We start from the raw sequence: 12717 nt of genomic DNA, 5'->3' as shown, positions 1-12717 counted from the left end.
TCTGCTTTCGCCTGCTCAGTAGCTGCCATAGGCGGCGTTGAGTTCCCCGAAGTCGTAGAACAGATCCTCGACGCCGTCGGGCGTCCACAGGCTCCACGCGAGTTCTTCCGTCGCGGGCAACCAATCCCAGAGTGGATCGGCGAAGTCGTCGCTCGTCGCGGACGTCGGCTTGCCGATGAAGCCCGCGCCGCCGAAGTCGCTCGCGTTCTTCATCCACATGAAACTCTGGCTCACGGTCTCGCCGCCCGGCCCGCCGACGAACGACGCGATGCCCGCGGCGGACATCTCGTTGAACGTGGTGAACGCGTAGACATAGTTGAGAATCGCCGATCCATTCGAGAGCCACGCGCACCACGTCACGCCGTCGTCCTTGGGAATCAGGTCGTACACGCTCGGCGGTTCAGGCGGATTTTCGCCCGGCGCCGGGACCGCGAGGCGCGAGCCGTGCTGCATCGAGGCGATCATGTCGGCCCACACGAACACATGCGTACCGGGCAACTGCGAACGCACCCGTCGCGTGACCTCGGAGACGGAATAGCCGAACAGCTCGGCGGGCGATTTCGCCGCCGCCGCGCAGACGGGGTTGATGTTGAAGGCCGCGATGTCGGTGTGGCCGATGTGGATCGCCGTCGGCGCGAGCGCGTCGCGGATGTTGGCGAGCATCGGCTCCAGAATGTCGGCGTACATGCCGTCGACGAGCGGGCAGGTGTCGTCGCTCGTGCCCTCGGCGCAGTCGTAGCCGTGTTCCACGCACTCCGCGATCACGCGATCCGCATGGCCGTACCACGAAAACGCGGGCACGGGTTCCATGCCGTGGGCGCGCACGAACGCGAACAGCTCGGCGCCGTCCTCGCGCACGAACTCGTTGTCGAGATCAAAGTACCAGTCGCCGGGGATGACGAGGTGCGTGAGCTTGAGTTCGCCGAGGTAGCGGATGCGGCGCTTCGCTTCGTCGGTGAGCGGCATCAGGTTTTCGACGACGGTGCCGCGGATCGGGAAATCGGGTCGGTCGGCCACGGTGATTGCGGGGATCGCGTCGGCGCCCTCGTGTTGGTTCACGACGCGCAGCAGGCTGCCCGCTCCGTAGATCGCGCCCGCGAAATCCGCGCCCGCCACCGCGATGCCGCCTGATGACACTTCGAGCAGATACGAGCCCGGCACGTCGCCCGTGGGCACAAAGCGCGCGTCGTTCATGGCGCGCAACGCGCCATTGTCGGCGAGCGTGCCGATGGCGATGACATTCTCAATGCCGGCCACTTCGCTCGATCCCAACAGCGCGGGCCGCGTGCCGGTCATGCGCTCGATGGCGTCCTGCAAAAACGTCGCGACGTCCGCGTACCGCGACATCTGGTCGGGCGGCAGCGCGATCACGGTCTCGGTGTTCGGCACAAAGCCCGCCTCGGGTCGAAAGCCCGCGGGGTGCGGCTCGGGCACAATCTCGAGCTTGTAGGGATTCTGCGTATCGGCGCGGAAGCCGCGTTCGTAGATTTCGCTTTCGCTCATGGCGCGATTCCACACGCGCAGATCGTCCACCAGCGCGTCGGGCGCGGTGCCGGTTTGCAGGCCGCCGAGCAGAATCGGCACGTCGGCGTCGAAGCCCGAGACGGGGCCGCGCATTTCGGCCACGAGCGTGCCGTCGATGTACAGGCGACGCACGGCGTCGTGATCGCGGTCGCCCACGCCCTTCCACGTGACGGCGATGTGCGTCCAACCGCTGCGCCAGATCCATGGTTTGCGGATCTCGAAGCCGTAGTAGTCGAGCACGGGCCGGTCGTCCTCGGGCGTCACGCCCGCGCCGCCGATGGCGAAGACGGGTTTGTTCTTCAGGCCGTCCTTGAGGATCGCGAAGTTCGTTTCGTCGCCGATGGCGAGCAGGTGGCGCTTGATGCCGTCGTGCCAGACGGTCTTGGGCAGCACCCACATTTCGAGTGTGCCGTCCGTGCTCGGCACGCGGCCGATGGCCGGCGCGACGAGCTGCACGCCCTCGCCGAGCGCGATCGCGTTTCCGGTCAGACCCGGCACGAACGCCGCGTCGGTGTCGTCCGCGACGAGCGTGGCGCCCTTCGCGGCGAGATCTTCCGCGCTCTCGAAGTCGAGCGACCACACGAGCTCGCCGCCGGATTCGTCGTCGTCATCATCATCGTCGCCGGCGCACGCCGAAACCGCGAACGTCATCAACAGGACGAGGCACGCCGCGCACCAAGTCCGAACCGCGGCCGTTCGCGCGGTGAACAGGTCTTTCGTCATCGATCTACTCCTCCAGCACATCGGGATCGAGCGGGTCGGCCAGCCATTCGGGATCGACGAGCATGTAGAGGTTGTCCTCGATGATCTCGCCGTGGCTCTTGAGGAACAGCGCCGCCTGCCGGCGTGCGGCGATGGAATACATGATCGAGTACGGATCGAAACGCGGCGCGAGCATGTACTCGTGGTTGTAGCCAGGATGCACGCGCCATGCCTGATGCGCCACGCTCTGCAGCGGCAGGTTGCCGTTGGCGAACGACACGCGGATTTCGTTCAGCGCGCCGCGGTCGAGCAGATTGTCCATGTGCCAGTCGTCGATGATGCCCGCCGCGCGGATGATCGCCGTGCCCGCCTGCAGCGGAATCGCGGAGTCGGGCGAACAGACCTGCATGATGAAGTTCTTCGGCCCAGCCTCCGTCACGGGGTCCTGCGCCAGATGCGGCGCGAAGCTGATGGGATCGGACAGGCCCACGGCCCACTGCGCGTTGTCGATGAACGAGCGCGCTTCGGGGGTGTTGCGGTCCACGCCCAGGCCCCGGTATTCGGTGGCGAACTCGAACTTGCCGACGGGCCTTTCCGTGATCGGGTCGGTGACGGTCAACCGCAGCCAGTCGCCCTTGTCCGCGCCGACCGCGATGGCGAAATTCCCCGTCGCATCCACGGTCTTGTGTTTGATGACGCCGGTTTTGGTGTTCTCCATGCTGATGCGCCTGCCCGCCGCGAGCGGCACGTCGCCGATGAACGTGTTGAACACCTCGCTGCCGAATTCGAGATCCAGCGCCTCGGCATGATAGTTCAGATGCGTCACGCCCTTGGCCGCGTCCGGCGTGCCGATGATCATCGGCCCCAGCAGGTCGGCACGCACGCCGTAATTGACGTTGGGAATCGTCGTGCGCTGCAGAATGTCGGTGAGGCCGCCGCCGGGCACGTTGAACACGGCCGACCTGATTTCCGGTTCCAGCGACACGAATGGGATTCCGATCAACGAGCCGAGGCTCATGCCGACGAACGAAATCTCGAGGTCGGGTCCGGCCACGTCGAGCACGCCGTCCTGATTGAAGTCGCCTTCCTCCAGATCGAGCTTGCCGTTGGCGTTCCAATCGGTGCCCATGGCGCGCAGCACGCGCACGGCCTGAAACAGATCGAACACGGTCTGGTGGGAGATCGCCACGGTGCGGAAGATATCCGCCGAATAGAAGCTCTGGCCCGAGATGATGAGCCCGTCGCCGTCGAAGTCCGGCGTGCGTCCGTGCAGCATCGCGCCGAGGAAGGTCTTGTCCTTCAGCACCTGCACCAGTTCCTTCGAATCGAGGCCGCTGATGTCGATGTTCGGGTAAAAGATCCCCATGATGATCTTGACGAGCAGGCTCGCCGGCACGTCGCCGATCGGGCCGATATTGAGATCGTTGAAGCTGTCGAGCGCGTAATAGATCGCGCTCACGTACGTCTCGGGGCCGTGCTCCGCGGCGTCGATGCCGATCGTCGCGATACCCTGCTCGGCCATGTGATTCGCGAGCGCGAGCATGTCGAGCCGATTGCGGATGTTGGCGTGCTGGTGAAAGGTGATGGGGTATGGCGGCTGCGCGTAGTTGTTCTTAGCGCACGGGCGCGGCACCGCGATGTAGAACGGCACTTCTTCGGGCGCCCACTCGGCCTCGCCCGTGTCGTAGTCCACGTGAAAGACGCGGTCGTGCGTCTCGAGAAAACTCGCCGTCGTGAACGAGCCCGAGACGATGTAGTCCACGCTGTCCGTTCCGAACATGACGTCGAGCGGCACGTTCTGCCCGCCCTCGATGAACCCGCCGATCAGGTCCATGAAGCTGCCGAAGGCCCGTGCGTCCATCACGTAGTCGTTGCCGTCGGTCTCGGTGCCCATCGAGAACGGATGAAGCTGCGTGATGCTGGGGACGAGTTCGTCGGCGAGGTAATCGAAGGGTCCCTCGCCATGCAGGCCGCGCCGAAGCTCCTGCAGATGATCGGTGATCGTCGCAGTCGTGAACTCCCACGAAAACGCGATGTCCTTGGGGTTCACACCCTTCTTCGTCGCCAGAATCTCGGCGGCGTCGGTGAGCGAATCGAACTGCTCGGGGAACGTGACCTTTTCGAAGTAATCCGGCGGACGCACCGGGAAGCCGTTCTCGCCGCGCAGTCCGGTCGTGAGCACCACGGCGTATTTGCTGCTTTGCTTGAGCGGCACGAGCGGGCGGATCAGCAGGGTGTTCGTCGCGTCCTCGTACCAGTCGACGCGGTTGTCCGCGGCGTAGATGACCGTCGGGTTTTCCGCGTTTTCGTCGTTCGGGAAAAACGCCTCGGGATCCACCATGTTCTTGGGGTAGTAGCCCTTGCCGAGATCCACCTCGACGATGTCGCCGTAATATTTGGAGTCGCGCTGCACGTTGACGAGGTAGATGGTCTCGTCGCGGATCGTGAACAGGTTGATCGGCATCGAAAACGACACGGCGATGTTCGAGAAATTCGCGAAGCCGTCGAGCTGACGCAGCCGGCTGCGCAGGTCGCGCCCGAGCTGCGTCTCGGCTTCCTGCGGGATGTTGACGCGAAGCCCCGTGCGCGTCGTCGGGTCATCCTTGGCGAGGATATTGTTGGGCTGCGGGATCAGTGAAATTGGTTTCGCGCCGGGTTCGAAAAGCACCTCCGGGCCGTCGCCGCCGGGGTTCTCGAAGTCGTAGCCCTCGGGCCGCTCGTCGTCCGATTCGCCACGGGTGCAACCCCCGGCCATCACGAGTCCGAGAGCCAGCACCGCCATCCATGCCCACGACAAATACGCTTTCACCGCCGTCCCCCAAGCCGATGCGCGCGCCGCACGCGCACGCACCTTAGCCGATGCCCACCGCGCGCGGGTCGCTACAGGGGCGAAAGTGTACCGCCGCGACGGGGTGTGCCGCAAGACGGTTTTGAAAGGTTGTTCAAATGGAAGTTGGGGAATCGGCAAAGCTCTTCTCGCCCCGTGCGCGCATGCGTTCCACCGCATGTTCCACCTGCTCGTGAACATCGCGGTACGTGGCGAGCGGATGAAACCGGATGGCGATGTGCGAGCCCTTTCCCGCGATGGCCTGCTCGGCGCGTCGCGCGAGTTTGATCGCCTTCAGATAATAGCGATTCTGGCGGATCCAGCGTTGTCCGATGCCCTTGGCGTAGACCTGGATCGTCGCGCGATAAAGATCCAGCCGGAAAATCGATTTGATGCGCTCGCGCCACGAATAGTAACAGCGGTGCGCGCGGATCTGGCACCACTGCAACTCCGCCGGGCTGAGATGCTTGGGGCGGAACACCACATGCTGGCCGTCGTAGAAACTCCAGTCGCGCACCTCGATCCGGTTCTCGCCTTCGAGAACACGGTAGGTGTCCGTGCCGGGCATCGGCGTGAGAATCATGAACTGCGCGGTGCGAAGCTTTTGTTTCATGGCATAACGCCAGGTGCGTTTGAGATCCTTTTTCGTGTCGGTGTCGAACCCGAAGACGAACATGCCGTGGATGCCGATTCCGTGCCGGTGGATCGCCTCGATGGCCTTCGTGGCCTGAAGGCTCGTCTGCGCCTTTTTCATGAGCGCGAGCGTTTCGTCGGAAATGGACTCGAACCCGATGTAGATGTGACGGCAGCCGGAGTCGCACATCAGCCGAAGAAATTCCTCGTCGCGCGCGACATCGATACGCACCTGCGCCGACCACCGCCATCCCGGACGCCGATCGATCATTCCCTCGAGAATTCGGCGCGTGCGCGGAAGGTTCACGCAGAAGTTGTCGTCGTAGAAAAACACGAAATCGCGCCGGGGATCGCACCGATCGAGCTCATCGAGCACATCGGACGTTTCCCGATAGCGCATGCCGCGACCGAACATCTGTGTCACCGAGCAGAACGAACAGGCGAAGGGGCAGCCGCGCGAGGTCTGGATCGGTACGATGCGCCATCGCGTGACGCCCCGGCGGCTGTCGTAGCCATCGACAAGGCTCATGTCGGGGATGGGGTTCGCCCGGATGTCGACCGGGGCGGGATCGACGGGATTGTGTACGACCTCGCGGCCCCGGCGATAGGACAGACCCGGCACCGAGGCGAGATCCGCGCCGGTCGACCAGGCATTCATGAACGCCGGCATCGAGCGTTCCGCCTCGCCGCGGATCACAAAGTCGCAGTGCTCCAGCGCCTCGTCGGCCAGAAACGTGACGTGCGGACCGCCCATGATGACGGGGACGCCGCGCGCATGGATCTGGCGCGCCATTTCGTAACCGCGCGGCGCGGTGGGGGTGAGAACGGAAATCGCCGCGAGATCGGCCGAAAGGACGCGCTCGAAATCGACCTCGCGGATATCCTCGACGAAGACCCCCGCGTCGTGCCCAAGCCCGCGCAGGATGGTCGCCAGCAGGACGGAGCCCAGCCGGGGGATCCCAAATCCCGAAAAGATGTGCGGGTTCGCGGCCCGGGGCTCCAGAAAAACCACTTTCGACATGACAGCACTCCCCGCGTCTTCAGCAAAATGGGCCACACTCGCACCGGCGCGAAAACGCCCGTGGAATGCGGCCCGCACACCAGCGACGCATGATCCGACGCGTTATCCGATCGCCCTCATTGTACGCCCGATTCGCCGAACCGGCGATAGATTTTACGCGAACGGGTCCGAGGCGTTAACGAGCCGGATTACGGCGGCGTTCCGACCGGCGGGGCGGCCGAAACGCTAGTCCACCGGACCGGTCTCGTCGGGCGACGCGGGGAGGGCGAATGTGAAAACCGTTCCGACGGCAACACGGCTGCGGACGGTCACTTTTCCCCGGCAGGACTCCACAATTTGCTTGACGACGGACAGGCCCAGGCCGGTCCCCTGTCCGGGGACTTTCGTGGTGAAATACGGATCGAAGATCGTGTCGAGATCCTGTTCCGGAATCCCGCACCCGTTGTCTTCGATGTCGCAGAAGACAAATCCGTCGGCGCCGCGACCGACGGTCACCGTCAGGCGCCGTTGACCGTCGGCGTTGCCGGCCGTGGCGTCCGAGGCGTTCGACACGAAGTTGACCAGAACCTGTTCGATGCGCCGCCGATCGGCGAAGACAAACGACGACGCCACGGAAAAGTCGGTTCGCACATCGAGCCGTTTTGTCTTGCCCACGGTTCCGAGCATCGACAAGGTGTCCCGCGTGACGTCGCACGGGTCCAGTCGCATCGGTTGATCGAGCCCCGGCCGCCCGATTCCCAGCATATGGGTGCCGTGCATCCGGTAGTGCCGGCCGATCTGCTCCAAGTTCGCGAGGGTGTCGGGCGATGGCGGCCGGCCCGTCGCCGCCTGCTCGCGGACTTCGTCCAGCAGCCCCAGATAGGCGGTGGTGATGTTGTTCAGTTCATGGCCGATGCCCGCGGCGAGAGTTCCCAACGTCGCCAGACGTTCGGCGTGGAGCAGTTGCCCGGTGATTCGCTCGATCCGTCGTTCGGTGAGTGCCCGGTCGGCGGTGACGAGACGATCATGTTCGACCGCGTCCTCCAGGGCTCCGAGAAGAGCCTCGGTCGGGCACGGCTTGTGGAGAATCCGAAAGATGTGCCCTTCGTTGACCGCGGAAACGGCCGTGCCGACGTCCGCGACGCCGGAAAGCAGAATCCGAATCGTGTCGGGCGCGATCTCGCATGCGTGTCACAGCAGGGCAATCCCGTCGGTCCCCGGCATCCGAAAATCGGTCACCAGCGCCGCATAAAGCCTCCCGGCCCGCAGCAGCGCAAGCGCATCGCTGGCGCTGTTCGCGGTGGTCACCGAGTAGTCTTTTCCGAGCGTCACGGCGAGCCCGGCCAGCACCTGCGGCTCGTCGTCCACGCACAGCACCTCGGGCAGGTCGGTGTGTCGGACGTTGCCGGCCATTCGCATCACCCTTCATCCGGAGCGTCGTGAACGTACAGAGGTTCCTGCAGGTCGTAGTTCCTCACGCGCTCCAGAAAGCTGGCGGTGACCTGAAATCCCCGGGAGACGACCAGCAATCCCTGTCTTGTGCGCACGTCTTCCGCGAAAACCGCCCCCACGGGCAGATCCCACAGGGAAACCGCTTTTTTTGGCCGATCAGCCGACCGACTCTTCAGGCGCATGAAGGTCTCGAGGACCGTCGGGTCGTATTGCCGGGGGCGGGCACACAGGGCCGCCAGGGCGCGGGCCGTGGAAAATCCCCGCGATTCCAACACGTCGTAATCGATCGCGACGCTCAGGATTGCCGCGCCGAGACCGGGCTTGGCGGCGTCCGCAGCGCCGGCGGTACTCAGTTTCACATATTGCGACAGGATGTCCCGGATCGGCTCCAGGCGGGGAATATTCGCCACCAGCCCTTCCGCCACCGCGGGGATCCGGCGCATCATGGCCCGTTCGTCGTCGGTCAAATCCTCCCCGTCGTCGTGTTTCCGGATGATGTACTCCGGGACCGCAATGCTGCCGAGCTGCGAGAGCATGGCGCTCACCTCGATCTGCCATCGATTCGGCGCCTTCAGCGCCTCCGCGAGTTCGTTCGCGTGCCGCCGAACGCGGTTCGCGCGACCGAAAGCGAGAGGGCTGGCGAGCGAAAGGACATCGACGAGGATCCGGATGCTCCCGCGCAGCGTCTCTTCCAGCAGGACGCGTTCGGCGGTGATCAGGCGGTATTGTTCGGCAGCGGCCTGGAACACCGACAACAACTGATCGGGAGGACAGGGTTTGGTCAGGAAGCGGAAGATCTGTCCTTCGTTCACCGCGGCAACGGCCGAATTGAGGTCCGCGTAGCCGGTCAGCAGCAGGCGAACGGTGTTCGGCGCCGCCTGGCGGACCCGGGAAAGAAATGCGGCGCCGTCCATGCCGGGCATCCGCATGTCGGACATTACGACCGCGAACGGGCCGTGGGTTTTCAGCAGTTCCAGCCCCTCTTCACCGCTGGTGGCGGTGACCGCCTCATAGGAGCGGTGCAGGTGGAGGACCAGTCCCTCCAGCAGGCTTTTTTCGTCGTCAACGCACAGCACCTTCGGTCGGTCCATCGTTGTTTCCTGTTTCATGGCGACGCCTCGCATTGCGTTCGGGCCAGCTCCCCGGCCATGCGACGCCATTCCGGGAGCCGGGTCGAAACCCCCAGCCGGTCCAGCAGACCGGAGTCCATCTCGGGAGCGGGCGCCACCGCTTCGGCGGACAATTCCTGGTGCTCGTGCGCCAGCGCGTCGGCGATGTGGACGGCGACCGGCACGTCGAACTCGTCCGACGTCACGCGGGCCGGCGCGTGATGGTGGGCGACCGCCTCGATGATGGGAAACGGGATCTGCCACAGCCCGAGCAGGAAGGCCCCGATGTCCGCGTGCGTCACGCCGTACAGGACCTTCTCCGCGACGTGCGCGGAAACGCGGCCGACCTGCGCCGCCCCGGCGATGCGCCGGGCGCGATCCGGAAGCTCGGTCGCCAGCGCCAGTTTGCCGATGTCGTGAAGCAGCGCGGCGACGAACGCCGTGGCTTTTTTCTCTGCCGGGGAAAACATCGCCGCGGCGATGCCGGCCGACAGCAGCGCATGCGTTTGCAGTTCGGCGACGTATCGGCCTTCCCATTCGGAGACGTCTTTCGCCGTTCCGAAGACCTCGGCAACCAGGGCCAACTGTCGAATCGAGTTGAATCCGAGATAGGAAACGGCCTCTTCCACCCGGACGATCGGCCGCACCAGCCGGAAATAAGCGGAATTGACGATGTGGAGAATCTTCGCGCACAGGGAACCGTCCTGTTGCAGGAGGCGCGACACGTCGTCCGCCGAGGCGCGTTCGTCCGAGAGAACCGACATCAGTTGCCCGTAGATTCGGGGCGCGGACGGCAGGCTCGTGACCTTTCCGACGGCGTGCCGAAGGGCGTCGTCGTTGATCAACGCATGCAGGTCGCAGACGCGTTCAATGACACGTTCGAGCAGGCCGGGGTCGCATGGTTTGGCGATGCACTGGTGCGCCACGGCCAGGACCCGCAGCATGGCGCTCTCGTCCGCATAGCCGGTGAGGATGATGCGCGACACGGCCGGAAACTCCCGCTGCACCCGACGCAGCAGCGCGGCGCCGTCCATTCCCGGCATGCGCATGTCGGACACGATAACGGTGCAGGGCGACTGCGCGAGAATCTGAAGAGCCTCCGGCCCGTTGTCGACGAAGATCATGTCCCACTGGTGGCGCCGGGTGCGCAGTCGATGTCGCAGGCCCTCCAGAATGTTGCATTCGTCGTCGACAAACAGGACGCGGGCGTTCATGACGGCGGCCCCTGGAGCCACGCGGCGACGACCGGCGAATCCCCGTCCACGGGCAGTTGGACCGTGAATGTCGTTCCCCGACCGCATTCGCTCCGGAAGGTCAGCGATCCGCGGTGCTTGCTTTCGACGATGTTCCGCGCGATGGCCAGCCCCTGTCCGCTGCCCCGGCCGACCTCCTTGGTCGTGAAAAACGGCTCAAAGATCCGCGCGCGGACGCCGTCGGGGATTCCGCAGCCGGTGTCCCGGATGTCGATCCGGACGACGCGGCCGTCGTCACATCGCGTGCGCACGTGGATGCACCCCCGGTCCCCGCTGTCGCCGACGACGCCGGCGATGGCGTGCGCCGCGTTGATGAACAGGTTCAGGAAAACCTGGTTCAGGTCTCCCGCGTGGCACAGGACCGACGGCAACTCCCCGAAGTCGGTCTCCACATCCGCCACGTACTTGTATTCGTTGCGCGCGATCGTCAGCGTGGCCTGCAGGGCCCGGTTGAGGTCGGCGGGACTCTTCTCGCGCTGGTCCGGATGGGCGAACTCCTTCATGGCGCTCACGATCGAGGAGATGCGACCGACCCCGTCCAGAGCCCGGGCAAACGCCGCCGGCGTGTTCTCCGCGACGTACTCCAGGTCGGCTTCCTCCTCCGCGTCCCGGAGCCGCTTCAGAAACGGTTCGAACCCCGGCCGCGAAAACAGCGGCGCCAGAATCTCCCGATATCGTTCGAGCAGGCCGTGAACGGATCGGCAGGAATCGCCCAGGAAATGAAGGCTGTCACTCACGAACTGGGCGGGGGTGTTGATTTCGTGAGCGATGCCCGCTGCGAGCTGGCCCACAGCCTCGAGCTTGCGCGCCTGGTGCAGCTCGGCCTCGAGGCGCTGTTGCTGGGTGACGTCGCGAACGGTGGCCTGAACGATCGTTTCCCCGTTCAGGTCGCTTTTCGTCAGCAACACGGTCGTGTGGAAAACGTTTCCATCGAGTTTCCGGTGCGTCCACGGAAAAAAAGCGGACCCCGTCCGAAGCGCTTCGCCGATCCGCTCCTGCGCTCTTTCCGAGGATGCGCCGCCATCGGGCTGAAATTCCGGCGACACCTCCATGGGTCCGAGGGACGTGAATTCGATTTCGGCCGTCGCGCCGAACATCGCGAGCGCCGCCGGATTACCTGAAGAAAATCTCCAGGACGGGGGCGCGAGGGTCATCATGGCGTCGCGGGAGTTGTGAAACAGAACGCGATATCGTTCCTCGCTCTCCCGCAGTTGTTCGCGGCGGCGGTATTCCTCCGTGACATCACGGAACACGAGCACCGAACCGATGATCAGACCCTTTTCGTCGCGGATCGGGGCGCAACTGTCGGCGATCTGCCGCTCGGTGCCGTCCCGCGCGATCAGGACAGTATGGTTGGCGAGATCGACGACCACGCCTTCGCGCAGGGAGCGCTCCGTGGGGTTCTCAACCGCATCTCCCGTGATCGCGTTGAAGATGTCGAAGACGTCGGTGATCGGCCGGCCCACGGCATCCTGCATGTTCCATCCCGTGAGTTGCTCCGCCGCCGGGTTCATGAAGTCGACGCGTCCCTCCGCGTCGGTGGAGATCAGTCCGTCGCCGATGCTGATGAGGGTCGTGCGAAAACGCGCCTCCCGATTGCTCAGTTCCTCCTGCGCCGCCTCCATCTCCATGATCGAGATTTGCACCGAGGCGAGGGCTGACTCCTTCGAGGAAAACGAGGTGACCAGGTCTTCGAGGAGCAGCGACAGGCTTTTCTTCAAACCAGCGAGGGGAGAGCCGCTCGACGCCACCATCTCGTTGAGAGCGACCTGCGCATCGCGAAGTAAACCCTGCAATGTCAGGTCGATCACCGATTTGATCGCCCGCAGGTCGTTGGTGTCGTCCGGCACCATCGTCTAGGCCCCCGCCGAGGCGGCCACCGCGTCCGCGTCGGCCCGGGTGGCCACGGCGTTCTCCCGTCGGAAGACGCGGGACATGGAACAGCGCGCCATCATGAAGCTCTTGATGTAATTCACGAGCGGCATGAAGCTTCGCGGCGTGCGGGAGTCGACGAGTTCCCGGCTGAAGAAGCTAAGGATGAAAACCGCGCCACCGAAGGTCGCGCCACCGACGGAGAAGATCGAACGGATCGCCCCAAATCCGCGATTGATTTTGATCGGCAATAAAAAACCTCGTTGAATCCGGTAGGATGGCGTTGCTGAGACGCTCCGCAGATTTCACCAACGAGGTGATTCCATGATCGCGCAAACCGTCCTT

9 protein-coding genes are annotated in these 12717 nt (G+C 64.6%); all 9 read right to left on the bottom strand.

What is annotated here, in order from left to right:
- Positions 1-15: 15 nt before the first annotated feature.
- The 9 genes from IT350_12640 to IT350_12600 all read right to left on the bottom strand — a co-directional run bounded on the left by IT350_12640 (position 16) and on the right by IT350_12600 (position 12623).
- Positions 16-2247 (bottom strand): hypothetical protein, encoded by a 2232-nt coding sequence (locus IT350_12640; protein MCC6158892.1) that lies wholly within the window; start codon positions 2245-2247, stop codon positions 16-18.
- A gap of 4 nt (positions 2248-2251) precedes the next feature.
- On the bottom strand, positions 2252-5035 hold the full coding sequence (locus tag IT350_12635; protein ID MCC6158891.1) for a hypothetical protein: 2784 nt from the start codon (positions 5033-5035) through the stop codon (positions 2252-2254).
- Positions 5036-5168: 133 nt separating this feature from the next.
- Entirely contained in the window at positions 5169-6707 is a 1539-nt protein-coding gene (locus IT350_12630) for a B12-binding domain-containing radical SAM protein (protein ID MCC6158890.1), read from the bottom strand.
- 225 nt (positions 6708-6932) lie between these two features.
- Entirely contained in the window at positions 6933-7622 is a 690-nt protein-coding gene (locus tag IT350_12625) for a HAMP domain-containing histidine kinase (protein ID MCC6158889.1), read from the bottom strand.
- 255 nt (positions 7623-7877) lie between these two features.
- On the bottom strand, positions 7878-8105 hold the full coding sequence (locus IT350_12620) for a response regulator (GenBank protein ID MCC6158888.1): 228 nt from the start codon (positions 8103-8105) through the stop codon (positions 7878-7880).
- Positions 8105-9247: a response regulator gene (locus IT350_12615; GenBank protein ID MCC6158887.1), complete on the bottom strand. Its 1143-nt coding sequence runs from the start codon at positions 9245-9247 to the stop codon at positions 8105-8107. Before IT350_12615 ends, IT350_12620 begins: the two co-directional genes overlap by 1 nt.
- On the bottom strand, positions 9244-10461 hold the full coding sequence (locus tag IT350_12610; GenBank protein MCC6158886.1) for an HDOD domain-containing protein: 1218 nt from the start codon (positions 10459-10461) through the stop codon (positions 9244-9246). Before IT350_12610 ends, IT350_12615 begins: the two co-directional genes overlap by 4 nt.
- Positions 10458-12353 (bottom strand): PAS domain S-box protein, encoded by a 1896-nt coding sequence (locus IT350_12605; GenBank protein MCC6158885.1) that lies wholly within the window; start codon positions 12351-12353, stop codon positions 10458-10460. Before IT350_12605 ends, IT350_12610 begins: the two co-directional genes overlap by 4 nt.
- A gap of 3 nt (positions 12354-12356) precedes the next feature.
- A complete protein-coding gene (locus IT350_12600; protein MCC6158884.1) occupies positions 12357-12623 on the bottom strand; it encodes a hypothetical protein in 267 nt (88 codons plus the stop codon).
- Positions 12624-12717 lie beyond the last annotated feature (94 nt).

It is taken from the genome of Deltaproteobacteria bacterium, assembly GCA_020845895.1.
Classification (GTDB): Bacteria; Lernaellota; Lernaellaia; order JACKCT01; family JACKCT01; genus JADLEX01.
The sequence above is the reverse complement of the archived record's forward strand: the minus strand, read 5'-3'. Positions and strand labels throughout refer to the sequence as shown.